We start from the raw sequence: 25980 nt of genomic DNA, 5'->3' as shown, positions 1-25980 counted from the left end.
TTATGTCATATCTTTCGCGCTATCTTTAGCTATAGAGTTTGTGCAAACGAATATAGTTCCATACGGCTGGAGGTAACCAGGCCGGGCAGGCATTTAGCTCTGGCAAGCTGTGCCTTAGCTCGGTAGCCGAGATGGGGTGCAGTGGGTTGTCCAGCACCAGGATCCGCCCTTTACCCGGCTGCTGCAAATCGACGGCTTGCTGCACCTGACGGTGCAACAAAAGCGCCTGGCTTTCAGCAGAAAGCGTTTGATACTCCGGCCGCTGGCAGACAATCAGATCGGCCAGCTGTAAAATCTGCTGCCAGCGATGCCAGCGAGTGAACTGGTTAAAGGCATCCATACCCAGAATAAAAGCCAGCTGATGCTCGGGGTACTGCAAGGCTAACTGCGCCAGACTAATCGCACTGTACGAAGGGCGGTGCTGCTGCAGCTCCAGCAGTTCCAGTGCCAATTGCGGGTAATCGGCAATGGCTAGCCGGACCATGTCGGCACGTTGCTCAGCACTGACGCCAGGGCTGGCTCGATGCGCTGGCAAATGACAAGGCATTAGCCGAACTTGCTCCAGGTGACAAGCCTGCTGCACATGCAAAGCACAGCGCAGATGACCGTAGTGAATAGGATCGAAGGTTCCGCCAAAGATCCCTAGTATCGGTTTAGTGTTGTTCATGGCGCTGCAAGGAGAATGCTTTTGGCACTGGGGCCAGAAAGAGGCTGCACAGGTGCGTTAATGCCAGTGGCAACTGAGTAAGCTGACCACCTTTAAACTGACGATCGAAACTGGCCAGCTCTTGCAGAATGTAATGCAGCCAGTTCAGAGGCAGGCGCTGCAGTGCTTGCTGATAGAGCGGCTGTCGCTTGGGCCAGATCCCCAGTTGCTTAAAAAGCCCGGCCCGCTCAACCATACTGCCTTGCTGCAGCTGCAGCAGGTTTTGTACTTCACGATGCAGTTGCCAGCACAGCAGGGTGGGTTCTTCATCCTGGCCCAGCAGTCGCTGCAAGCGGTGAAAAGCCTGTTGTTGCTGGCCGGCCAGTAAGGCATCGCTGAGCTGGAAAACAGAAAAACTGGATTGATCGGCTAAAAAATCAGCTAGGGCAGGTTCATCAAGACTGCATGGACCAAAGGTCAGCAACAGCTTATCGATATTCTGGCGGGCCGCCAGCAAGTTGCCACTGCAGTGATGCAAAAACAGCTGGCTGGCATCCGGGCTGAGTTGGATACCGGATTGTCGTAACTGCTGTTGCAACCATTTCTGGAATTGCTGATCATCCAGCGGATAAATACTGAGCAGCACGGTGTCTTTGGGCAGATTTTTTACCCAACTCAGTTTGCTGATTTCCGCCGGGCTGCGTTCGCCATGCAAAATAAGTAAGACATCCGGGTGCAGCAGCTCAAAGAGTTGCTTTAATTCTTTGCCGGTAGCCGCTGTTAGTTTCTGGTTTTGCAGATCCAGCTCGATGATTTGACGGTTGCTGAACAAGGACAGGCTTTGCATGGCGCTAAATACAGGCTCCCAGTCAAACTGGGCTTCCAGCCGAAACTGCTGGCGCTCGTCAAAGCCTTGCTGTCGTGCTTTGGTACGAATTTGATCCAGGCCATCCTGCTTTTGCAGAGGCTCCTCACCAAACACCAGGTAACAACCTACCAGCTGCTGTTGCAGGTGCTGCGACAGCTGACTGGCATACAGCTTATTCATGCGCTGATACGCCCTAACTGGCGCAGGATCCGCTGGGCGGCTTGCTCGCGTAGCTCTGCCAGCATCAGCTCCAGTTCGCGTGCTTTGGCCAGTGCCCGGTTCGGATCGTCCTGATAATCACGGAACAATTCAAACTCGAACACCTGCGCTTTCGTGCCCGGTGTCTGGATGCTGTAGCGGACCTGATAAATCAGCTCGTATTCCGCTACTTGCCCGTTTGGAAAGAGGGATAAGGTACGACGCTCCAGCGAATCGTGCAGTAAGTACACGCTGGGGCTGTCTTGTTCGGGTTGGTTCAGCAATACAATTTGGTGGCTCTGCAGGCGCTGGCGCAAAATGGCCGCCAGTTCGGAATGGCGCTCTGCCTGCAAATAAACACCATCAAACAACTGCAGTGGCAACTGGCCGCGCAGCTGAAAACCACAGCCGGTCAGTTGCCAGGCTAACACCACGAACAGCAGTAGTCGTAGCGCCTTGGCAGCCGTCACTTAAGCCACCACCAGGTTCAGCAGTTTGCCTGGTACATAAATGGCCTTGCGAATGCTGACACCTTCCAGATAGCGCTGCACATTGTCATCGGCTTTGGCCTGTTCCAGCACCTGCTCCTGACTGGCATCGGCTGCCACCGTCAGTTTGGCGCGCACCTTACCATTGACCTGCACCACTATCAGCTTTTCGTCTTCAACCAGGGCGCTACTGTCCACGTGTGGCCAGTTGCCGTCTTCCAGCGCGGTTTGCTGGCCAAGCTCACGCCATAGGAATTGACAAAGATGCGGCGTGATCGGGTTCAGCATTTGCAGCAAGGCCAGCACCGCCTCTTGCATCACGGCTTTATCCTGCTCGGTTTCCAACGGCGCTTTTTGCAACTTGTTGCTCAGCTCCATAATGGCGGCAATGGCGGTATTGAAGGTATAACGCCGCGCCAGATCGTCGGTCACTTTGGCAATGGTTTTGTGCAGTTCGCGCCGCAGCACTTTTTGCTCATTGTTCAGGGCGGCCTTATCCAGAGCTGCGCTTGGTTGATGCTGACTAAACTGTTGCACCAGTGCATAAATTCGTTTCAGGAAACGATGGGCACCTTCTACGGCCGAGTCTGACCACTCCAGCGTTTGCTCGGGCGGCGCCGTAAACATCATAAAAAGCCGCACGGTATCGGCACCGAACTGCTCAATGACCTTTTGCGGATCGATGCCGTTATTTTTTGATTTCGACATCTTGCTCATACCAGCGGACAGCACTGGCAGACCGTCGTTGTTCAAGGTAGCACTCAAAATACGACCTTTTTCATCGCGCTCAACGCTGACGTCCTGCGGCGAGTACCAGCTCTTGCTGCCATTGTCGTGTTCACGGTAGAAGGTTTCGGCCAGCACCATGCCCTGGCATAGCAAGCGCTTGAAAGGTTCATCCGATTGCACCAGGCCCACATCACGCAATAGCTTATGGAAGAAACGGGAATACAGCAGGTGCAAAATAGCGTGTTCAATGCCCCCAATGTACTGATCGACCGGCAGCCAGTAATTGGCTTTGGCCGGATCCAGCATGGCCTGATCGTTGTTCGGGCAGGTGTAGCGGGCATAGTACCAGGACGATTCCATAAAGGTATCGAAGGTATCGGTTTCATGAAAAGCTGGCTGGCCCTGATAACTGGTCTTGGCCCACTCCGGGTCGGCTTTGATCGGCGATTGCACCCCATCCATCACCACATCTTCCGGCAATCGTACCGGCAATTGCTCAGCCGGCACCGGCACCTGAGAACCATCTTCCAGAGTTAACATCGGGATAGGGGTACCCCAATAGCGCTGGCGGGATACACCCCAATCACGCAGCCGGTAGTTCACCCGTACCTCGCCTCGGCCAAGTGATGCCAGTTTATCGGCAATGGCGGTAAAGGCAGCAGCAAAATCCAGACCGTTGAACTCGGCTGAGTTCACCAGTTTGCCTTTTTCAGTATAAGCGGCTTTGGTTAAATCCAGTGCTGTGCTGTCATCCAGCGGAGCAATAACCTGCTGAATAGGCAGCTGGTATTTGCCGGCAAACTCATAATCACGCTGATCATGGGCCGGTACCGACATGACAGCACCTGAGCCGTAATCCATCAATACAAAGTTCGCCACCCAAATAGGCAACTTGGCGCCGGTCAGTGGATGCACCGCGTAGATGCCCGTTGCCATGCCTTTTTTCTCCATGGTGGCAAGCTCTGCTTCGGCCACCTTGCCGCCTTTGCATTCCTCTATAAAGGCAGCCAGGACCGGGTTGGTGGCTGCGGCCTGCAACGCCAGCGGATGTTGGGCTGCCACTGCCATGTAGGTGACACCATACAGCGTATCAGGGCGGGTAGTGAACACCGAGACCTGCTGATCGGAGTCGGCTACATCAAAGGTGATTTCCACCCCTTCCGAGCGGCCAATCCAGTTTTTCTGCATGGTACGCACTTGCTCTGGCCATTCGTCCAGTTGATCCAGGTCGGCCAGCAACTCTTCGGCGTAATCGGTGATTTTAATAAACCACTGCGCCAGTTCGCGCTGTTCGACCAGGGCACCAGAGCGCCAGCCGCGGCCGTCAATCACTTGTTCATTGGCCAGGACGCACTGATCGATCGGATCCCAGTTCACCGTCGACATTTTCTTGTATACCAGGCCTTTTTCGTACAGCTTGGTAAAGAACCATTGCTCCCAGCGGTAATACTCGGGCTTGCAGGTAGCCAGCTCGCGTGACCAGTCGTAACCAAAGCCAAGGCGCTTTAACTGGGTGCGCATGTAGTCGATGTTTTCGTAGGTCCACTTGGCGGGGGCTGTTTTGTGGTTGATGGCGGCATTTTCGGCCGGTAAACCAAAGGCATCCCACCCCATCGGCTGCATCACATTTTTGCCCTGCATGCGCTGAAAACGGCTGATGACATCACCAATGGTGTAATTGCGGACATGGCCCATATGCAGACGTCCGCTTGGATAAGGAAACATGGAGAGACAGTAGAATTTTTCTTTACTGTCGTCTTCAACAACTTTAAAAACCTGGTCGTTGTCCCACTGCTGCTGCAAGGCAGTTTCTATCTGTTGCGGATTGTACTGTTCGTGCATTAAGGTCTTCCAAACTAAGCATCAACGAAGGGCTCTCAGCTGCAATCAGTACAGCTTTTCGAGGGCGCGGAAAATTCGCTATAGGATACCGCAGCCTCTGGCTTACAACAACTTGAATCCATCTTCAGTAGCGTAGGGCTAGGTGTCTGTGTCAGGGTTTGGCTAATAAAGTACTGCCGACCATAGGTACATTTTATATTTACTCAAAAGATTAACATGCTAGAATTGATGAAACATTAATTGAACAAATCACCGTTAATTACTTTACAGGATGTTGCCTTATGACTGCCTTTATTGCCCAGCACCATGCCAGCCAGCAGTTGCGTCAACAACAACTGCAGCAGCAACTTGCTGAGAATCAAGTGGATATCTATGTACTGAATACCCGGGAGCTCACTGATTTCTGGTTAACGGTGCAGCGCCAGGAAGGCAAAACCGAAGCGCAAAGTGCAGCGCTGTTCGAACAGCTCACCGGGCTAGCGCTGGCCACTGCCTTATCGCAGTATGGCCGCGATTTTGGTTCGGCTACCAACGATGCGCGGGTTCTCGCTGTGTTGGCGACCGATTTACAGCGCGGTGGCCGTTTTTTCTCAACCTACCGGACTGTGACCCAAAATGGCCGCCAGTACATTATTTTTAAAGGCAATCATCGTGCCCGTCAGGTCATTAAAGGCACTCGCTATCTTGCTAGCAATACCGGGCTGGTGAAGATGGCGGTGGGCAAGGAAGGCTTAAAGCAATCGGCAAAAAGCGGCTTTCTGGTTTCGGTGATTTTTTCGTTATCGCTGCACAGCTTGCAATGGTTGTTTGAAGACGAATACCGCTGGACCAACTGGCTGGCTGGTATTTCAACCGATTTGGTGAAAATCGCTATTGCAGGTGCCGCGGGGTATTTAGTTGGGATGGTTCCGATTGTTCTAGCCAAAGGCGCAGTGATGGCTATTTTGCCACTTGGTCTGGGCATAATTGCCGCTTTAACAGCTGGTTATTTATTGAACGAGCTTGACCGGCGGTTGCATCTCACAACGAGGCTGGCTTACTACTTAGAACAGCAAGAAGTTAAGCACATGGAACCAGTGAAGCAACGTATTTACGATGGTATTTATTATCTTATTTCCTCGACTGTACAAGCCAAAAAAAGACAGATGAGTCGGGCCGCTATGAGACGAATTCAAGAGCTTACAGGTATCAGACCAAGAATATGGAATTAAGTCGAATGCTCAAAAGGATTGGCATACTGCTTTTTGCAAATATTTTCATTATGTGTTTGCCATTAGTTACCATATGGCTATTGATGAGGGCGCTACATGACCAATGGGAGGCCTTTGACAGTGGCCGGCAATTAATCATTCATAGCTCTTATGAAGGGTTTATGCCTGGGGCAATTCTGTTTCTTCTCATTGCCGGTGTATACATATTTACTTTAACTTTTTTCGAGTTTCGGAAAATAGAAGTTACTAAAAATCATCATAATATTTTCGCCAAAATATTTTATGTTCCTATGGTAGTTGCATTTATTCTTACTTTTGTCGGTCACTTTGCCATCAATAGTTATTATCGGCACCATATGTCCTCCCTTGGCTATCAGCGTTGTCCAGATACCGCACTGTTGTTTGCGCGGGTCACTTACAGTGCCTGGGTCAAAGATCCGGTGTTGTGCCATGACAGCGATGTGCGCCGTCTTGTGCGGCGTGGCTATTGGGAGGAGTCGTTTCAGGTAGAACAGATGCTTGAGCAGCGTATTCAGCGCGAAGAAGTCAGGGCTCAGCGTCAGCAGCGTGAAGCTGAGCGGCAGGAAGCCCGGCGCCAGCGTGAGGCTGAAGTGAATAAGCAAGGTTCATGACAACAGCAATAACCGAACCCGTCAGGTCATTAAAGGCACTCGCTATCTTGCTAGCAATACCGGGCTGGTGAAGATGGCGGTGGGCAAGGAAGGGTTAAAGCAATCGGCAAAAAGCGGCTTTCTGGTTTTGGTGATTTTTTCGTTATCGTTGCACAGCTTGCAATGGTTGTTTGAAGACGAATACCGCTGGACCAATTGGCTGGCTGGGATTTCAACCGATTTGGTGAAAATCGCTATTGCAGGTGCTGCGGGGTATTTGGCAAGTGCATTTGTTGCTGGAGTATTTAGTGCCGGTGTGATTGCGGTAGCCCCCTTGGTAGTAGGAGTAGTAGTTGCTATAGCAATTGGGCGGACGCTTACTGCTATTGACGAGCATTACCAAATTACTCAGCGATTAGCACACTACCTGGAGGTAAAAGAAGCAGAGGTGAAGCTTAATGCATCCAATAAGTTCTATGATGGTGTTTATTATGTAATGAGATCAGTGGCGCAGACAGCCAGACGCCAGTTAAGCCAAGCGGCAACACGCAAAATTAATGAACTTATCAGGTTTACCCCTCGCTTATGGAATTAAATAATCCTTTCAAAAAGTCAGTGGCAGGCTTTTTTCTCATTGCTCTGTGTTTAGCCATATTGGTTGTACTGTTTTGGCTGGAACCTGAAAATATCAAAAGCCAGATTGAAGCGATTAACAGCGAGCGTCAGCTGATTATTCATAGTTCTTCACACGGATATTTTTTGGGCATTGTTTTATGTCTTTTGCTTTTCCTTTCCATGCTAATTTATGTGATGCCTACAGTGGTTAGAGGGAAAGAGCTTACCAAGAAGCAGAAAAGCTTTACTAATAAATATTTTATAATTCCTTTTGTAATTTCATTTGTTCTAATGTTTGTTTTTCACTTCGTACTTAACAGCTACTATCGTCAGCAGATGACGGCTAACGGCTACCAGCGTTGTCCAGATACCGCACTGTTGTTTGCGCGGGTCACTTACAGTGCCTGGGTCAAAGATCCGGTGTTGTGCCATGACAGCGATGTGCGCCGTCTTGTGCGGCGTGGCTATTGGGAGGAGTCGTTTCAGGTAGAACAGATGCTTGAACAGCGTATTCAGCGCGAAGAAGCGAGGGTGCAGCGCTTTCAGCGTGAAGCCGAGCGGCAGGAAGCCCGGCGCCAGCGTGAGGCTTTGGAGCGTGAGCAGGGATAAAGCTGAGTGCTAAGTCTTTGCTATACTAAAGACAAATGCAGTCAGTAGGAGTCCGGATGGAACTGAAAAAGAAATACCAGGCCTGGTTAACGCAGTTGGCGGATATGGTCAGCAGTGCAGAGAAAGAGTCGGTCGATCAACTGATGGAGTTGAATAAGCAAATCCGCGCTTATTTTCAAGCCGGCAAAGATTTAACGGCCCATGAAACCCGTCTTTTTGTCGAAACCTTAAAGCGCCAGTGGCAGGATACTGATGCAGAAGCGGATGAGCAGCCATCCTTGTGGCCTGAAGCACTGTGGTATGAGCTGGCGCAAATCACCGATCGTAGCCAGGTAGAGTGGCAGGAAATTCTGGAGGATTTTCGTCATAAGGGTGTGTATTTTCAGGGGGAGCGGGTTGGTATGGGGTGCTATCGCTGCGACAACTGCGGTGAGCGCCACAATTATTACCATCCATCGGAATTGTTAGCCTGTACCAATTGTGGTGGGGTGAGTTTCAACCGGGAAGGCGTGCCACTCGATTAATCCACCAGGAACAGACCGCTGCGACCAGAAATTCACTGGTCGCCATCTTGACGCTGTGCGTATAATAACGCCATCACGCATGAACCTCATGGATTGCAAGGATTTTCATGACTCAAACCCCCGATACGCTGGCGCTCGCCCCGCATCAGCTGGCTCCGCAACTGCGCAATGACTGGCTTAAACACAGCATCTTACAAACTGAGTTGACTCCGGCCTTTATCGGCCAGGAGCGGGCGAAAGCTGCTTTGCAGTTTGCCATTGGCATGGATATGCCAGGGTACAACCTTTATGTAATGGGCGAGCCTGCGCTGGGGCGTTTTACCCTGGTGCAGGATATTTTGCAGCATGCAGCGGCTGAGAAAGCCACACCGGATGAATGGTGTTACCTGAGAAACTTTGACGATGAACGCATGCCAACCACCTTGCGTCTGCTGCCTGGTGAAGGCCGGGCGCTGGTAAAGCGAATCGAAGAGCTGGTGGATGAAGTGCTGGATACCTTTCCTGCAGCGTTTGATAACCCAGGCTATCAGCGGCAGAAAAAAGCCATTCAGCGTACCTTCGATACCCGCTACGAAGCGGCTTTAGAAGCAGTCGAACAAAAAGCGCTGGAGAAAAAAGTGGTGCTGTACGAAGACAGCGGTACGGTCACTTTTGCGCCGCTGATTGATGGCAAACCCCTGGATGATAGCGAATTTAACAAGCTGAGTGATGAAGAGCGGCAGTACTTTTACGATCTGGTCGGTGAGCTGGAAACCATTTTGAACGAGCAGTTGATAGAACTGCCGCAGTGGAAGCGGGATGTCTCCGAGCAGTTGCGTGAGCTACGAAAAGCCACCATCGAGCAGGTGTTTAAACCCTTGTTTAAAGCGCTTGAACACCATTACGTGGCCGAGCTTGGTGTGCTGCGTTATCTGCGTGATATGCGGCCACACCTGGTCAAGCTGGTGCTGGAGCTGTTGCCGGAAGAAACCGAACCGGAAAAAGCCGAAGAGCTGGATATTCGTACCTTGTTTATCGAGGAATTTGTGCCCAATGTGCTGGTGCATCATGCGGCTATGGATGGTGCGCCTGTGGTATTTGAGCCTTTGCCAACCTATGGTAATTTATTTGGCAGGGTTGAGTACGCCACCAGTGGCGGCTCTTTGTACACCAATCATCGCATGATCCGCCCAGGTGCTTTGCATCGTGCCAATGGCGGCTATTTGATCCTGGATGCCGATAAACTTCTGCCGCAGGCACAAGTGTGGGAAGCACTGAAGCAAGCGCTGAAAAGCAGCGAATTGCTGATTGATACCCTCAGTGAGCATGCGGTGACCAATTCTACCATCATCACCCCCAAAGCCATTCCATTGCAGGTCAAAGTGATCCTGATGGGCTCACGTGATTTGTATTATCTGATCCAGGAGTTGGATGACGAATTTAACGAGCTATTTCGAGTGCTGGCCGATTTTGAGCACTACCTGCCGTATCAGCAACAAACCCTGAATTACATGGTACGGCAAATTCGTCTGCAAATGCGTGAGCTGGGGCTGGAGCAGTTATCCGAGTGTGGTTTTGAGCGTTTGCTGCAATTTAGTTTTCGTCAGGCTGAGCATCAGCATAAGTTGTCGGCTCGTTTTGCTGATGTGTTGGAACTGGTGCGAGAAGCTTGTTATTACGCGACTCAGGCGGGCAGTGAAAGTGTAACCTCCGAGCATGTTCGTCAGGCTCTGGCTGGCAAGCAGTATCGCACCGGCCGCATCAGCGAAAGCTTTTTGGAAGACATTCAGCAGGGACAGATTTTGATCGACAGTGACGGACTGGCGGTTGGTAAGGTCAATGGCTTGACAGTGCTGGAAATTGGCGATACTACGTTCGGCACCCCTGCCCGCATCAGCGCGACGGTGTTTGCCGGTGCCTCTGGTGTGGTGGATATCGAACGGGAAGTAGAGCTTGGCAAAGCCATTCACTCGAAAGGTGTATTGATTTTAAATGGCTTTTTAGGGGCGCGCTATGCCCGTGATTTTCCGCTAACCCTCTCGGCTAACATTGCCATGGAGCAATCCTATGGCCATATTGATGGTGACAGTGCGTCATTGGCGGAGATTTGTGCGTTGATTTCGGCCATTACCCAGGTGCCAATCAAGCAAAGCCTGGCGGTTACCGGCTCCATCAACCAGCATGGTGAAGTCCAGGCCATCGGTGGTGTGAATGAAAAAATAGAAGGATTTTTCCGGCTTTGCCAGCTGCGTGGCCTGACCGGCGGCCAGGGCGTGGTGATCCCGGCCAGCAATCAACTGAATTTGGTGCTGAACGAAGAAGTGCGGCAGGCAGTCAGTCGTGGTGAGTTTCACATTTATGTGGTGAAGAATGTCGATGAAGCGCTGTTTTTGCTGACCGGCATCGAGCCTGGTGAACAGACGCGGCGAGGTGATTATCCGAAGAAAACTCTGAACGCCATGGTACTGAAGCGTCTGGCCGACATTGCCGAGATCGTCAATGGTTGCAGCGATGATGAGTGAGCAGCCGGTCACGCGTCAACTGGTGCTGTTGTGCCAACCGATGGATGAGCAGTTTGTCTGTCAGCACATTTTACCGCTGCTGGCTGAGCACGGCCAGCAAGTCGAGTTACTGCTCTGGTCAGGTAAGCTCAGCCATTTGTTTAGCGCGGAACAACGTTTGCTGTGTTATTTGCCTGATGAAGCCTTGCGTGAACTGGTGCAGCAGGCGCAGCAAAACGGTTGGCAGCTGGCCCTGCTGCCTCACCCGGAGATGCGGCATGCCCGTTATGGTTTTGGCATCAGCGGTGATATGACCTCGGCGCTGGAGGATGCTATTTTCCGCGAGGCTGAGCCGTTGGATTTGATGCTGTGCAACGAGACACCGGTGTTTAACTCGGTGGTGGTAGGCGATACCTTTTCGCTTATCCCCGGTGAGGCCTTGGCCGAGCGTTTTGCGCTACGGTTAAAGCGTTTTTTCCGTTTGCTCAGTAAAGTGGGGCAGGTCACCTTCAGCGCTTTTAAACTCACTACCCACAAAGGCAAAGAATTAGACACTGCGGCCCTTGGTATAGTGGCGGTGGAACATGGCCGCAGCTCGGTGCTGTCGCGCCGGTTGGTCGCCGACTCCAGCGCCAACGATGGCATGCTGCATGCGTTGGTACTGGTACCGCGTAGTGTGTTTGAAATGCTGCGCTTTTTATTTGCTGCGCTGTTTTTACGCGATTACTGGAATAAAGGCACCCCTTCTTTTGTTGGTCACTTGAAAACCAGCAGTTTACGCATTCAAAGCCCAAAAACCATCAGCTATACCCACGACGGCTTGATTGAAAAAACCAAAGATCTGGTGTTACGGGTAGAACCTCGCTGTCTGAACATGGTGCCTGGCCGCTATCTGGCTGTTGAAGATAAGTTGCCTGAGCAGAAAGAAGTGTTTAAAACCCAGCCCTTGCCAGCTGGTAAAGCCAAAACCGAGTTGGTCACCTATCCATTGCCCTGGATCCATCACGCTGCTACCGAAGAATTTAAGGATTTATTCCTGGCGCTTAGGGAAAGTGCCAAAGCTACGCCGTCGTATTTGATGCTGATGGTGTTGGCCACCTTGTTGGCAACTTTTGGCCTTTTTGCCAACTCCACGCCAGTCATTATCGGCGCCATGATCCTGGCTCCATTGATGGGGCCAATTATTTCGATGGCACTAGGTACGCTGCGACAGGACGAAGGCCTGATGTTGACCAGTGCCCGTAGCATAGGCGTAGGGACTGCGGTAGCGATTAGCTGCGCAGTCATCGCTACCTGGTTGATCCCGTTGAATACCATCAACAGCGAGATTGCCGCCCGCATCAGCCCAACCTTGCTGGATCTGGGCGTTGCTGTTGTCTCAGGCATTGCCGGTGCCTATGCGCATGCCCGGGCCGAAGTGGCGAAAAGTTTGGCCGGGGTGGCAATCGCCGTTGCACTGGTACCGCCGCTGGCGGTGGCAGGCATTGGGCTGGGCTGGGCGGACTTTACCGTGTTCTGGGGGGCATTTTTACTTTACCTGACCAACCTGGTGGGGATTATTCTGGCTGCAGTTCTAACCTTTTTGTTTCTTGGCTACAGCCCCTTTCACCGGGCACGTCGAGGCCTGGCGCTGACGTTTTTACTGGTGGTGCTACTCAGTATTCCGCTGGCGCTTAGTTTCTCTCATATGGTGCAGGAGGGGCGCATCAAGCAGCAGCTGGAAGGCATTGTATTGGAAGATATTCAGTTGCGTCATGTGCAGGTGAGGCCGGGCAATCCGATCCGGATATCCTTGACGCTGGTGTCGCGTTCGACCATTGACGAAGCGCAGATGGATGATATTAAAGGGTTGATTGAGCAGAAGCTGGCCCAGCCGGTGGAGCTGGAAGTCGGCACCCGGGTCATTCGCTAAGCATTGACGAAAAAAGGCCTGCATGATTGCAGGCCTTTGTGATTGAACTACAGGTTAGCTATTAGTAGTTGACTGTCACACTGTCTGAACAAGTGTTGGTGCCGGCTTCACAGATCCGGTAGGTCAGACTGCCACCACCGCGAATGTTGGTGACATCGGTGTAGCTGCCGCTGTTGTTCACAGTGGCCACTTTGCTGTTGTTACGGAAAATATCCATCTGGCTGGAAGAAGCGCCAGACCAGCTCAGATCGGTGCGGACCCGGCCTGATACTTTATAGGTGAACGCATCCAGCTGAATGCTATTGCCATCGTCACCACCGTTGTCGCCACCATTGTCTCCGTCATCGCCGCCGCCATTATCTCCGTCATCGCCGCCACCATTGTCGCCACCGGCACACCCGAAGGTGGCCAGATACTGATGCGCTTCCAGCGCTTTGACGATGCCATAACCGAAGTAGACATCTTTACCCGGTGCGCCGGCATCTTCGGCCGTAGCTTTTAAAGCCTCACGGATTTCAGTACCAGTACATTGTGGATGATTCGACCAGACCAGCGCTGCAACACCAGCGACAGCAGGCGTAGCCATTGAAGTACCACTCATGTAACCGTAATCGGCAGCACCAACAGAGATACTGGCGGTACCAGCTGCAATGATGCTGCTGCGATCTTCATAAGTAGCACCAACGGCAGGAATAGAGGTGTTGTTGCTGGTACCTAAAGTACCGTACAGCATGCCAGGCTCATTATTGATGATGATGGCACCAATACCGCCCGACAGCTCACAATTGCGGACCTTATCGTAGAAGGAGATTTGGCCACGGTCAATGGTACAGACTTTGCCGGCAGCACCTGCATCGGTCGCGGTCGCCAGGCCCATGTAGTAGGTCTGGCCATTGGCAGAGCCCTGATTCTCCATAGCGGACGCAGCAAAGCCGGTGTTGTCCATGCTCAGGCTGGCCAGAGTGGCGCCACCGGCCGGGTAGGTTGACAGGGTATCCACACCACCGGCGGTGACTTCGACGCAGAAGCCATCGTGGGTTTCTGTGGTACGGTTGTTGCCGCGACCTGAGGTGATGGTACAGCCTGGATGCTGTGAGAAATCGGCAATTTGATTGTTGGCATCATTGGCACCGACCATCATTACCGATTTATAACCTGCCGGGTAAGAGCGGGTGGTATTGCCGGAGTTGCCTGCAGCCGCCAATACCAGGCCGCCATTAGCCGTGAAGGTATTAAAGGCATTTTCTTCGGTGCTACTGGCACCGCCACCACCCAGGCTCATATTGATGATTTTAGAGCCTGCTGCAGCGCACAGGTTTGCAGCATGGGCCAGGCTGGACGAGTAACCCCAACCACTGTCATTGAACACTTTAATGATATGCAGCGGGTTGCCCGGAGCCATACCGATCACACCAAAGGTATTATCTGCCGCAGCAATGGTACCTGCAACGTGGGTACCATGTGGGCCGCCATCGCGGAACCAGTCGCCGGTGCCGGAGTTGCTGTCACCTGTGATACGGGACCAGACGAAATCCGGGTTGTAACCGCCGGTTTCACCGGTCTCACGAGCGATGCCCGAGTCAATCACACAGACTTTTTTGGCGTTATTCAGCTGCAAATCAACCAGGTTGGCTTGTGACTGATAAACGGCATAAGGAGTTAACTGCTGCGTGTTTGGGTTACCGGCATCGTCCTGGTACAGAGACATTGGGTAACGGCGCTGATCCACTTCAATCAGCTTGATATGTGGGTTGTTCAGTAAGCCGCGTACCTGGTCCAGGCTTTTACCATCGAAGGTTGCAGCAATAAAGCCATTCGAGTCCAACTCAATCTTCCCGCCCATGCGGACGCTCAGTGCTTTGATCAGACCTTTTTTATCGTTGTCGACCTGGATGATGTAACGGTGATTGTCAGCTGCTTGTGCAGAAAAACCTAAAGCAAGCAGCAATGACGCTGCTACCGGTGTGTAGTGACGTAACTTCATAATTCGTTGTTCCTGGTAATTTATTATTATAAACACCTGGCGTGCCGTTTATCGCGACAGGCAGGTGTTTTACCGCGTTGGTCATTGCCAACTGTGGTTTTTTATAGCAGGGATCTTTTATGGTTCGCAACACTTAATTACAGATTTTACTAATTTATAGTGGTTTGTTTGGACGGTATTTACAACTTGCTTGCAGTGGTTGTTTTTAGCTTGTTTTTACTGGATTGATAGCAGGATAGATGGCCGATAATAATACGCCAAAAGACAAGAGCCACAGTGGCCAGTCACGATAACGGCTATAGGGGGTTTGGCCTGTGGTCAGTTGCATGCTGTCGGTTAATACCCCCGCGGTAAACTGAGGCAGTTGCTGCTGGATACGGCCATCAGCCGCTATGGTAGCGGTAATGCCATTGTTAGTGGCGCGCAGCAGTGGGCGGCCAAACTCCAGCGCGCGCATGCGGGCGATCTGCAAGTGTTGGTGCGGCCCTATGCTGTCGCCAAACCAGGCATCGTTGCTGACGGTGAGCAGCAGCCCGGTATCGGCTTGAAAATTAGCTGCCAGTTGGCGAGGAAAGGCAATTTCAAAACATATGGCTGGTAAGAGCTTATGATCGTTGGCCAGTAGATTCTGCTGTACATAGCTGCCACGGCTAAAAGAGCTCATCGGTAAATCAAAAATCGGCGCCAATGGGCGCAGTAGGTCTTCGAAAGGCACAAATTCACCGATAGGCAGTAAATGGTGTTTCTCGAAGCGGTTGCTGTGCCTGGGCTGGTAATGGCCACCAGCATCGCTTTGCCGGCGCTTGCCTAAGGTAATCAGGCTGTTCCAGGCTTCTTCAGTGTAAAAGTTGTAGTCGATAATGCCGGTAATCAGGCTGCTGTCGTGCTCTGCTAAAATGGCATCGAGCTCAAACAAGTAAGGTTCCGCCAGAATCTCTACCCGTGGGATAGCGGCCTCTGGCCAGATGATCAGCGGCGTGCCTAAATGTGGTTTGGTTAGCTCCAGATACAGGCGCATGGTGCTGACCTCAAGGGCCGGATCCCAGCGCAGCTCTTGCTTTATATTGCCTTGCACCAGGGCAACAGCCAGCGTTTCCCCGGTAGCTTGCCAGCCATGCCAGTGACTGGCCAGTGGCGCGCTGAGCCAAAGCAGGGCTGCGACTGATAATGGCCGAAGCTGGCGCTTGGCAAGCAGTTGCATCAGGGCCGCGGCAGTTAACACCAAAATAAAAGTCAGGCCTGTTTCACCAATCAATGGGGCCCAGTGCCTGAGTAGGCTGTCGCTTTGGCTGTAGCCAGGCGACAGCCAGGGAAAGCCGGTCAGAAACCAGGAGCGTAGAGCTTCGAGCAGCATCCAGGCTGCAGCCAGGTACAAGGTCAGCAGCGGGTGCTGTTTAAGGCGAAAAGCCAACAGGGCAAAAAGCAACGGATAGAGTGCAAGATAGGCGCTTAACAGCAGCAGCAACGCCAGGCTAAGCAGCAAGGGCAAACCACCGAACTGTTCAATCGGAATATGCACCCAGTTAAGACCTGCAGCAAAGTAACCCAGTCCCCAGCTAAAACCCAGCCAGGCAGCTTGCTGCCAGCGGCTGCTGTAGCAGGCGGCGTAACACAAGGTGGCTAGGGTCAACACAGGCAACAGGGCCAGGCTGTAGGGAGCAAAAGCGAAGGTGCTGCTGGCACCTGTCAGTGCCATCAGTAAAGCGCTCAACCAGCGCGAGCCAAACAGTAGGGTTGTCAGCGTTGGCAGTTTGAGCACCTTAATCCGGCTCGCTAACGACCGGTGCTTTGCCATTGATCACCTGGAGTTGCAATAACCGTCGGCTGTTGGCTTTGCTGACTTTGAACAAGAGACCATCCAGCTCAATGGTTTCACCACGCTCCGGCATATGACCAAAGGCATGCAATACAATACCACCAATGGTATCGGCTTCTTCCTCGTTGAAGTGGCTGCCAAAGTGGGTGTTGAATTCGTCCAGAGGCGTTAAGGCGCTTACCTGAAATATATTGCTGGCCATTTTTTTGATATCGGCATCTTCGGCATCATCGTGCTCGTCTTCAATTTCACCGACGATTTGCTCCAGAATGTCTTCAATGGTCACCAGGCCGGAAACGCCACCGTATTCGTCCACCACCATCGCCATGTGATAGCGCTTTTGGCGGAATTCTTTTAGTAGTGCATCCACCCGTTTGCTTTCCGGAATAATCACGGCCGGCCGCATGATGTCGCGCAGATGACACTGAGGTGCATCGGGCAGAAAGGCGAATTTAAGCAGGTCTTTTACCAGCAGGATGCCTTCAATGTGATCTTTATCTTCGTTGACCACCGGGTAGCGGCTGTGGTTGTTTTCCAGCAAAATGGGCAGAATGTCGGTAATGGATTGCTCGATATCCAGTGTCGCCATTTGTGAACGTGGGATCATAATATCCCTGGCGCGCATCTTGGAAACATCCAGCACACCATGCAGCATGCCTTTAGTATCTTCGTCGATCAACAGGTTATTGGCAGCCTCGCTGATGACGTTTTCAAGTTCCGAGACATCTTGTGGCTCTGCGTTAAACATTCCGGCAATGCGATCCAGCCAGGATTTCGGCGCAGAGCCGCGGCTAGAGTGGGGGGTGTCGTCACTCATTAATGAACTGTATGCTCCAGCTAATCATCGGTATCTTACTCTGCATCCGTCAGGTAAGGGTTCGTAAAACCAAGCTCTGCCAGCAGCGCTATTTCCAGCTGCTCCATCTGCTCGGCTTCGTCTTCCTTTATATGGTCAAATCCCAGTAAATGCAAGCACCCATGAATGACCATATGCGCCCAGTGGGCTTCCGCTGTTTTGCCTTGCTGATTGGCTTCCTCAGCAACCACCTGGCTGCAAATCACCAAATCGCCGAGTAAAGGCAGGCTCAGGCCAGGTGGGCACTGAAAAGGAAAGCTCAGCACATTGGTTGCTTTGTCCTTGCCACGGTACTGCCCATTTAGCTGCTGGCTTTCATTGCTATCGACCAGGCGAATGGTTAGCTCGGCTTCGCTGCGATAGGGTGCCAGTGCCAGCTCGGCCCAGCGGGCAAACTGGGCTTCAGTCGGTACATCGGGCGCTGTACTGGCCAGTTGCAGATCCAGTTCCAGCTTCATGCTTTGGGCCTGCGCGGGCGTTTTTCTGAGGGGGCTTCAGCCGCCTCGGCAGCCAGTTTTTCAGCTTCGTGTGCTTCGTAAGCCAACACAATTTTCTGCACTATGGGGTGGCGTACCACGTCTTTAGCATCGAAAAAATTCATACTGATGGCATCGACATTGGACAGCACATCAATGGCATGCTTGAGGCCTGAATACTGACCACGTGGTAAGTCGACCTGAGTGACGTCGCCGGTGATCACGGCCTTGGAGTTAAAACCAATGCGGGTCAAAAACATTTTCATCTGTTCGACCGTGGTGTTCTGGCCTTCATCCAGAATAATAAAGGCATCGTTTAAGGTACGGCCGCGCATGTAAGCTAGTGGAGCAATTTCAATAATGCCACGTTCCAGGTACTTTTCTACTTTGTCGTAGCCCAGCATTTCAAACAGCGCATCGTATAAGGGGCGCAGGTAGGGATCGACTTTCTGTGACAAATCACCCGGTAAAAAGCCCAGTTTTTCACCAGCTTCCACTGCCGGGCGGGTCAGTACAATGCGCCGTACCAGATTTTTTTCCAGCGCATCGACGGCGCAAGCAACTGCTAAATAGGTTTTACCGGTGCCGGCCGGACCTATGCCAAAGATCACATCGTATTCAAGCACATGTTTGACATAGGCTTTTTGGTGCGGGTTGCGCGGGGTCAGCAAGCCCTTTTTGGTTTTCAGACTAAAATCGGAGCCGGCTTGTTGGTCGGTACTGGCGTTTTGCGCCTGTTGAATCATTAAATGCACCTGTTCAATGCTAAGTTCCACCACTTTACCGTGATGTGCCGTCTCACGGTAGAGCTGATCCAGCACAAAATGACCGGCCTGAACGGCACTGGCAGAGCCGCTGAGTTTAAAGACCTCATCACGGTGTGCAATGCTAAGCTGCAGACGTTGTTCGAGTAGACGCAGATGCTCATCGAATGGACCACACAAAGACACCAGTCGTTGCTGCTCGGCCGGCACGGCAGTAAAGGTTTTCTGTTTGGTTGCAGTGCTCAATAGCAAACTCTCAATGGCTCAGGCTGGCAGAGCCAGCCTGTTGGCAAGAAGGTACGTTTAAGGGGCAAACTGAGTCACTCCCAGCTCATCGGCTTTGGGTTGACGCGCCAGAATTTGCTGAGGGGATACTGCGCGGCGCAGGCCCATATCCTGTTCAGTCCGAATTAGAGTGCCTTTTAATGAATTGGCGTAGACATCGGTGATCAGCACGTCGACAAACTGACCAATCAGTTTCGGATCGCCTTCAAAGTTAACCACCCGGTTGTTTTCAGTACGGCCGCACAGCTCCATCAGGTTCTTTTTCGACGGACCTTCCACCAGAATGCGTTGCTCTGTGTTCAGCATGCCTCGGGCAATGCGCAGGGCCTGCTGGTTAATCCGATCCTGCAGGATGTACAGCCGTTGTTTCTTTTCATCTTCGCTGACATCATCCGGCAAATCGGCGGCTGGTGTACCTGGCCGGGCGCTGTAAATAAAGCTGAAACTCATATCAAAGTCGATGGCCTGGATCAATGCCATGGTTTCCGCAAAGTCTTGCGCTGTTTCACCAGGAAAGCCGATGATAAAATCGGACGACATGCTCAAGTTGGGCCGGACTTTTTTCAACTTGCGCACCTGTGATTTAAACTCCAGCACAGTATGACCGCGTTTCATCAGCGTCAGGATGCGGTCAGAACCGGATTGCACCGGCAGGTGCAGGTGATCCACCAGTTCCGGGATATCGCGGTAGGCTTCAATGATATCGTCGGTAAACTCTACCGGATGCGAAGTGGTGTAGCGAATGCGATCAATGCCATCAATGGCAGCGACCAGCCGCAACAACTCGGCAAAGCTGCAAATGCTGCCATCGTGCATGCTGCCACGGTAGGCATTGACATTCTGGCCCAGCAAATTGACTTCCCGTACGCCCTGATCAGCCAATTGTGCAATTTCAAACAGCACATCATCCAGCGGTCGGCTCACTTCTTCACCCCGGGTATAGGGCACTACGCAGAAACTGCAGTACTTGGAGCAGCCTTCCATAATGGAAACAAAAGCGCTGGGGCCATCGGCTTTTGGCTCTGGCAAACGGTCAAACTTTTCAATTTCCGGAAAAGATACATCCACCACAGGCGCCCGATCGCCGGTGACAGCTTTGATCATCTCAGGTAAGCGGTGCAGGGTTTGCGGGCCAAAGACAATATCGACATAGGGCGCACGTTCACGGATAGCTGCGCCTTCCTGCGAGGCGACACAGCCACCCACGCCAATCACCAAGGCAGGGTTTTTTTCTTTCAGGGGTCGCCAACGACCCAGCTGATGGAATACTTTTTCCTGCGCTTTCTCACGAATCGAGCAGGTGTTGAGCAGGATCACATCGGCTTCCTCAGCGTGCTCGGTGAGGCTGTAGCCATGGGTGGCATCCAACAGGTCTGCCATTTTTGATGAATCGTACTCATTCATCTGACAGCCCCAGGTTTTGATGTGTAGCTTTTTGCTCATGCTCTGATGGACCCTGTGTCGTTACTGCGCGTAAAGGGCGCATATTTTAGCCTAGCCGGGCTGGAAGTACCAGCCCTGTCAAAGCAAGCGTTGTCGGGTGGTGATGTAACCGGCGTAGAAGATCACCAGTACGCCGGCCAGCCAGCTCATGGTGACGGGTTCCTGCCAGAACAGGTAACCAAAGAGACCTGCAAAGATCACACTGCTGTAGGTCCACATGCCAATGGAACTGGCCGGTGCCAGGGCGTAAGCCCGGGTCATTGCCAACTGACCGATGGCTGCCAGTATGCCCATGCCGATAAAAGCCAGCCAGGCTTCGTTTGGCAGCGGTTGCCAGTAAAAGGGCAGTGGGATCACTGAAAATACGGCGGTGAGTAAGGAGAAGTAAAACACGGTGCGCACCGCAGGCTCGGTACTGGACATATAGCGGATGGTGGTTTTCGTCACAGCGACCAGGGTCGCGGCAGCCAATGCTACCAGCAACACCATGGTCATGCCTGGGGCCGGGGTAGGCAGCGCCAATAAGACCCCGATAAAACCCAAGCCAATCGCAATGAGTGTGAGCTGGCTGGGACGCTCTTTCAGCCAGATGCGGGCGATGACCGGAATAATAAAGGGAGTGAGTAATAAAACCGCCATGGCCTGCGCCAGCGGCAGTTGGCCCAATACATAGAAAAAGCAGTACATCGAGACCAGGCCTGTCAAAGCACGAAACGCATGCAGGTACCAACGCTGGGTTTTCAAAAGGCTCCAGCCTCTGCTGTATAAAAAAGGCAGCATCAGTATCAACGCAAAGGCATTGCGGAAAAAGACCACCTGAGCTTCGGTGGCCATGCCACTGCTGTATTTGACCAGGGCACCAATGCCAGCAAAACAGGCTTCTGCCAACAGCAATAATAAAGCACCTTGCAGCAGAGGATTTCGCATGATGGGCCCGGTTTGAAAAGTGGTTATTGTAACAGATCGCCAGGTAATGTCTGCGTCCCTGAGCCCGGCTTACAAAGATTCCGGTTCAGCGGTGCTGTGGGTTACGAAGCGCTTGCTTTCAAGCAGCTGCTTGAGCTTACTGGCAGGCATGGGCTGGGCGAAAAAGTAGCCCTGAATCAGGGTGCACTGGCGGTCCGTGAAGAAGCGTAACTGTTGTTCAGTTTCAACACCTTCAGCTACACAGTACATGCCTAGGCTGGCCGCCATGCTGAGCATGGTTTCGATGATGGCCTCATCGTTTTGGTCGATGCCAATGTCTTTGACAAAGCTACGGTCGATTTTGATCGCATCAATGGGTAGCTCTTTTAAATACTTCAGTGAGGAATAACCGGTGCCAAAATCATCCAAAGCCAGCTTAATCCCCAGTGTGCTGAGTTCATGCATGGTGGCGATGGCACTGGCGTGGTCACGCATCAGAGCGCTTTCTGTCACTTCGAATCGCAGGCTACTGGCCGGAAGTTGGTATTTATGCAGTAATTGTTCTGCATGTTCCGCCAGTTGGGGTTGCTCAAGGTGACGAGCGGATAAATTCACCGACAGATATAGTGGGTGACCCGCTTGATGCCATTGTTGTAAGTCGGCCAATGCGCGCTCCAGCAGTTGCTGGGTCATTGGAATAATCAGGCTGAGATCTTCGGCCAGAGGGATGAACTCGGCCGGTGATACCACCCCGTCGCTGCTGTACCAACGCAGCAGGACTTCTGCACCGACCATGCTTTTGTCCTTGCTGTCGATAATGGGCTGGTAGTAGTTGACGAACTCTTTCTGTTGAAAAGCTTTACGCAAGCGGGTTTCCCGAGCCAGCTGCATATGGGCTTTCTCATTCATTTCCTTGGTGAAGAACTGGAAGTTGTTGCGACCAGCCTCTTTGGCATGGTACATGGCTACGTCTGCGTGCTTCATGAGCTCGAAGGCGGTGAAAGCATCATCCGGATAGACAGCAATGCCAATACTTGGGGAAACACCGACGGTGTGTGGACCCAGCTTCATCGGCTCACCGATGATCTGCAGCATTTTGCGCGCCACGTGGCTTAGATTATCGTTGGATTTATAGCCTTCCAGCAGCACCACAAACTCATCGCCACCCAACCTCGCGACGGTATCGCTTTCCCGTAAGGTCAGGCTCAGTCGCCGGGCAACTTCTTTAAGCAGTAAATCACCTATATCATGACCGAGTGAGTCATTGATTTGTTTGAACTTATCCAGATCCAAAAAGCACAAAGCCAGCGAACGCTTTGAGCGCTTGGCTGTTTCAATCCCGTGATGAATCCGGTCTGTCAATAGTGCGCGATTAGGCAAACCGGTCAGTGCATCGTAATTGGCCAGATAGCGCAATTCATCCTCGGCCAGTTTCTGATCGGTGATATCGGTAAATACCAGCACGAAGAAGCCTACCCGGTCCTGCTCACCGACAGCACTGATGTTGATCAGGGTAGGGCGTTCCCGTCCGTCCGGTGTGACAATGATCTCTTCACCTTGCCAGTGTTGATTGACTTGGAAATCACGCAGTAACTTGGTGTAGTAACGGCGGCGGTCCAGACTGATACCCAGATGGTGGGTTTGCGGGTTACTCAGGTAATGCTCGACCGGGCCAAAGGCATCGGCAAAGGATTGGTTGGCAGCAATCATCCGCTGCTGCTCATCCAGGATCACCACCCAGTCGCGGGTTTTTTGGAAGGCCTCACCAAAGAGACGTGCTTTTTCCTGGCTGGCTCTGGTTTCAGTAATGTTGCTAAAGGTACCCATAACTCGGATGACTGCTTGCTCTTCATCCAACTCTGCAATCTTGCCTATGTCGCGAAACCACAGCCAGTGGCCATCTTTGTGCTGCAGCCGGTAAGTGTGATCAAAGCTACCGGCTTTTTGCTCTATAAACAGCTGCCATTTTTGTTCAAACTGTATTTTATCTTCCGGGTGGATCAACGATAGGTGCTGCTCCAGTGTCAACGGGTTCAGTGACTCACGATAGCCCAGCATGGTGTGAATACGCGAGGCATACAGGCTGTTTTTGCTGGCATACCACTCCCAGGCACCACTGTCGACAGCCGCCAATGCCTGCTTCATGCGCTGCTCACTGGCTTTGAGTTTTCGGTGCGCCATGGTTAGCATGCGTTGATGTTGCTGGCGGTTGCGAAGCCAGGTGAGCAGGATCAATAAACTGAGCAAGGCATAGCCAAAATAAGCCCAACGACTGGCCCACCAGGGAGCCTGAATACGCAAAGAAAGACGCGCTGGCTCGCTTTCCTGACCGGTAAGCGGAGAGACTGCTACCACTTGAAAACTGTAATCACCAGACGGCAGCTTCGGAATAATGATGTGGGTCTCTGTTTGTTCAGGAAACTGAAATGATTGCCTGCCAGTTAGCGATACCCGGAAGCGGGCTTTATTTTTATCCCGGAAGCTCATGCTGCTAAAGTGTAATTTTAGCCCTTCCACATCATAAGGGATCACTATCTGGGCATCATTCAGACTGCCATACGATGTGCTAAAACCACCATCCAGCGAATTGAGCTCTGTAATGACAGCTTGTGGTGGGGATGATTCAGTCAGAAGGTAGCTGGGCTGAATTAAAGTGATGCCGTGCATGTTGCCGTACACCAGTCGTCCGTCCTTTAATTTCAACCCTGCCCGGCTATTGTAGGTATGGCTGATGAGCCCATCGACTTTGGTAAATTGTTCAATGTGAAAGCTACTCGGATCCATGCGGTACAAACCATGAGGGTTTGTGAACCATATCCAGCCGTATTCATCTTGTTTAAGACTAAAAACCAACTGGCTTTTCAGCTGGTTATCTTGATCGAAGTGATGTAATAACTCAAAATTGGGTATGCTAAACACCAGTAAGCCAATACCGTTGAATCCAACCCATAGTCGTTGTTGAGAATCTATCAAAAAACTATCAGCAAACAGCGAAACTCCTGGGTTTGGGTGATTTGCTTCAAACAGTAGTTTTAATGCAGATGAGGTCAGATCAAATAACCAAAGCTGATTGGCGGTTGTCAGCAGCAGCTGATTTTCGGAGCCTGGTGCATAGCCTAAAAAGGTTCCAAAAGCACTGGTATCGAGGTGCTTCAAGGCGTCGACAGCGGTAATGATGCCGGGATCTGGTTGATAGGTGTAAATGTGGTCGTGATGAACGAACCAGAATGCACCTGAACGATCCTGCCAAAAGCTTCTGGAGCCTTGGCCCAATAGAGGGCGCTGACTTTCGTCAACCAGCGGAGCTGGCACTAAACGATGGGATTTTGTATCGAATAAGGAAAGTCCATAAGGTGACATAAAATAGAGATGTTGGCTACGTTGAGGAAAAAGCTTCAGAATTGTCGCCTCATGGAGGTAGGCTTTCGGATCTGGGTTTTTCAAAAAGTGCTCAATCTGACCTGTTTGCAGATCGAAATGATTTAATCCGTTACTGGTACCGATCCAAAGCTGATTTGGCTCGATTTCGGTCAGGGAAAAAACACGCGGATCGGTCAGGGTATGCTGGTCTCTTTTGTGGCCGTAATGCTTAAATGCGGTGGTGCGGGGGTGCCAGTAGTAAGCGCCATCGTAGCGGGTTCCTAACCAGAAGCCGCCGGAATGATCGCGCAGCATGCTGATCATATTATTGTCTGTGAGCTCCAAGCCACTCTGTTGAAAGCCCCAGAGAAAGTCGAGAGAGCCGCTGTCTGGCTGAAAACGATACAAGCCCTGATCGGTGGCGATAATGGCCTCATTATCCATCCATTCAAGATGCCATATATTGCGTTTTGGTACCCGTGGCTCGATTTGCGTTGGTTCACCGGACTCCAGATACGCAGTAATGGCTGATAAAGGCAGACTATACAGTCCTTCAACGGCACCAATCCACAACTGTGCATTCTGAATGGAGAAGAATTTAATATGCCGTTGTGCCCGGTTGGCATCAGCAGGAAGATAAGGAATAGCGGTTGTCTGCAAGGTCGCTGGATCCAATAGCAACAGTTGGTCATGAGTGCCGATAAAGACTTTACTGCCATATGGATAGACGGTGCGAATAAAACGTTCCAGGCTGTGTTCGCCTGGAAGCTGATAGATTTTTTGAATGTCGCCACTGTCTAGATGCAATAAAAAAATAGCCTGAGTGGTTGATACCACCAGTTGATTTGCCGAGAAAGCCACCATGTCGGTGACTTCCTGAAAGGAACTTTCAACGAGATCAGGCAAGATAAACTTAGACTCAAGCTCGGCAGTGTCAGGGTTATATCGATAGATGCCAGTGTGCCTGGTGGCCACCCAAATACTGGCATCATCCAGTTGGAGGGTGTTGGAAAATTGAACGTTTTGCAGAGATTTTTGTGCGTTATTGAGTTGGATGACCCGGTTGCTGTCGTAACGATTTAATCCGCCCTCCATTGCTAACCACAGAAAGCCATCTTGGTCGAGCATCAAATGGGTCACGGCACCCGGAGATAAGCCATGTTCTGGGGTAAGTGGTTGCAGCACAGGTTTGGCTTGAGCAGCCATCGAGCCTGCAATCATCACAGCGCAGAAAATAAAGAGCTGGCTAAAAAGCTTCACTGCCAGCCCTCAGTCAACAGCATTGTTTTTGTTGTTTTATGCTGAACCATTCGTGTGCACTCATTGTTACCGTCATCAAACAAGCCTTTACTGCTTT

Annotated in this window: 19 protein-coding genes; 7 read left to right on the top strand and 12 right to left on the bottom strand. The window is 51.7% G+C overall.

Going from position 1 to position 25980, the window contains the following annotated elements:
* Positions 1-25 precede the first annotated feature (25 nt).
* The 4 genes from nadD to leuS are packed head-to-tail and all read right to left on the bottom strand — an operon-like array spanning position 26 to position 4771.
* Complete coding sequence (nadD, locus tag BLW37_RS10280; RefSeq protein WP_091342493.1) at positions 26-667, bottom strand: nicotinate-nucleotide adenylyltransferase; 642 nt, start codon at positions 665-667, stop codon at positions 26-28.
* A complete protein-coding gene (gene holA, locus BLW37_RS10275) occupies positions 654-1694 on the bottom strand; it encodes a DNA polymerase III subunit delta (protein ID WP_091342491.1) in 1041 nt (346 codons plus the stop codon). Before holA ends, nadD begins: the two co-directional genes overlap by 14 nt.
* On the bottom strand, positions 1691-2182 hold the full coding sequence (locus tag BLW37_RS10270; RefSeq protein ID WP_245785695.1) for an LPS-assembly lipoprotein LptE: 492 nt from the start codon (positions 2180-2182) through the stop codon (positions 1691-1693). The genes holA and BLW37_RS10270 overlap by 4 nt, the downstream gene beginning before the upstream one ends.
* Positions 2183-4771 carry a leucine--tRNA ligase gene (gene leuS, locus BLW37_RS10265; RefSeq protein WP_091342489.1) on the bottom strand — a complete coding sequence of 863 codons (2589 nt, stop codon included), beginning with the start codon at positions 4769-4771 and terminating at the stop codon, positions 2183-2185. It abuts the gene before it with no gap.
* A gap of 281 nt (positions 4772-5052) precedes the next feature.
* Here leuS and BLW37_RS10260 point away from each other — a divergent pair, with 281 nt between their 5' ends.
* From BLW37_RS10260 to BLW37_RS10230, 7 genes are all read left to right on the top strand, one after another.
* Entirely contained in the window at positions 5053-5982 is a 930-nt protein-coding gene (locus BLW37_RS10260; protein ID WP_091342487.1) for a hypothetical protein, read from the top strand.
* Positions 5983-6272: 290 nt separating this feature from the next.
* Positions 6273-6614 (top strand): hypothetical protein, encoded by a 342-nt coding sequence (locus tag BLW37_RS18610; protein WP_139243698.1) that lies wholly within the window; start codon positions 6273-6275, stop codon positions 6612-6614.
* A 73-nt stretch (positions 6615-6687) separates the two neighbouring features.
* Positions 6688-7188, top strand: coding sequence for a hypothetical protein (locus BLW37_RS10250; RefSeq protein WP_091342483.1), 501 nt, complete (start codon positions 6688-6690; stop codon positions 7186-7188).
* Positions 7179-7817, top strand: a complete 639-nt coding sequence (locus BLW37_RS10245) for a hypothetical protein (protein ID WP_091342480.1) — start codon at positions 7179-7181, stop codon at positions 7815-7817. Before BLW37_RS10250 ends, BLW37_RS10245 begins: the two co-directional genes overlap by 10 nt.
* Before the next feature lie 56 nt (positions 7818-7873).
* The gene (locus BLW37_RS10240; protein WP_091342479.1) at positions 7874-8341 is read left to right on the top strand and encodes a zinc ribbon-containing protein; all 468 of its coding nucleotides are present in this window, start codon (positions 7874-7876) and stop codon (positions 8339-8341) included.
* A gap of 107 nt (positions 8342-8448) precedes the next feature.
* The gene (locus tag BLW37_RS10235) at positions 8449-10842 is read left to right on the top strand and encodes a Lon protease family protein (protein WP_091342477.1); all 2394 of its coding nucleotides are present in this window, start codon (positions 8449-8451) and stop codon (positions 10840-10842) included.
* Positions 10832-12733 (top strand): TIGR00341 family protein, encoded by a 1902-nt coding sequence (locus BLW37_RS10230; RefSeq protein WP_245785694.1) that lies wholly within the window; start codon positions 10832-10834, stop codon positions 12731-12733. Before BLW37_RS10235 ends, BLW37_RS10230 begins: the two co-directional genes overlap by 11 nt.
* A gap of 61 nt (positions 12734-12794) precedes the next feature.
* Here the strand turns inward: BLW37_RS10230 and BLW37_RS10225 are convergent, their stop codons facing one another.
* From BLW37_RS10225 to BLW37_RS10190, 8 genes are all read right to left on the bottom strand, one after another.
* Positions 12795-14717 carry a S8 family serine peptidase gene (locus tag BLW37_RS10225; RefSeq protein WP_091342473.1) on the bottom strand — a complete coding sequence of 641 codons (1923 nt, stop codon included), beginning with the start codon at positions 14715-14717 and terminating at the stop codon, positions 12795-12797.
* A 205-nt stretch (positions 14718-14922) separates the two neighbouring features.
* Positions 14923-16413 (bottom strand): apolipoprotein N-acyltransferase, encoded by a 1491-nt coding sequence (gene lnt / locus BLW37_RS10220; protein WP_171907597.1) that lies wholly within the window; start codon positions 16411-16413, stop codon positions 14923-14925.
* Positions 16414-16477: 64 nt separating this feature from the next.
* Positions 16478-17350: a CorC family transporter gene (locus BLW37_RS10215; RefSeq protein WP_091342472.1), complete on the bottom strand. Its 873-nt coding sequence runs from the start codon at positions 17348-17350 to the stop codon at positions 16478-16480.
* Between the two features lie 35 nt (positions 17351-17385).
* Complete coding sequence (ybeY, locus tag BLW37_RS10210) at positions 17386-17847, bottom strand: rRNA maturation RNase YbeY (protein ID WP_091342470.1); 462 nt, start codon at positions 17845-17847, stop codon at positions 17386-17388.
* The gene (locus BLW37_RS10205; protein ID WP_091342469.1) at positions 17844-18875 is read right to left on the bottom strand and encodes a PhoH family protein; all 1032 of its coding nucleotides are present in this window, start codon (positions 18873-18875) and stop codon (positions 17844-17846) included. The genes ybeY and BLW37_RS10205 overlap by 4 nt, the downstream gene beginning before the upstream one ends.
* Before the next feature lie 57 nt (positions 18876-18932).
* Entirely contained in the window at positions 18933-20357 is a 1425-nt protein-coding gene (gene miaB / locus BLW37_RS10200; RefSeq protein WP_091342467.1) for a tRNA (N6-isopentenyl adenosine(37)-C2)-methylthiotransferase MiaB, read from the bottom strand.
* A 78-nt stretch (positions 20358-20435) separates the two neighbouring features.
* A complete protein-coding gene (locus BLW37_RS10195) occupies positions 20436-21284 on the bottom strand; it encodes a DMT family transporter (protein WP_091342466.1) in 849 nt (282 codons plus the stop codon).
* Positions 21285-21353: 69 nt separating this feature from the next.
* Positions 21354-25883 (bottom strand): EAL domain-containing protein, encoded by a 4530-nt coding sequence (locus tag BLW37_RS10190; protein ID WP_245785692.1) that lies wholly within the window; start codon positions 25881-25883, stop codon positions 21354-21356.
* Positions 25884-25980: the final 97 nt, after the last annotated feature.

Origin of the sequence: Alkalimonas amylolytica (assembly GCF_900107845.1) — a bacterium.
Lineage (GTDB): Bacteria > Pseudomonadota > Gammaproteobacteria > Enterobacterales > Alteromonadaceae > Alkalimonas > Alkalimonas amylolytica.
This window is presented reverse-complemented; position numbering and strand designations above follow the sequence as displayed.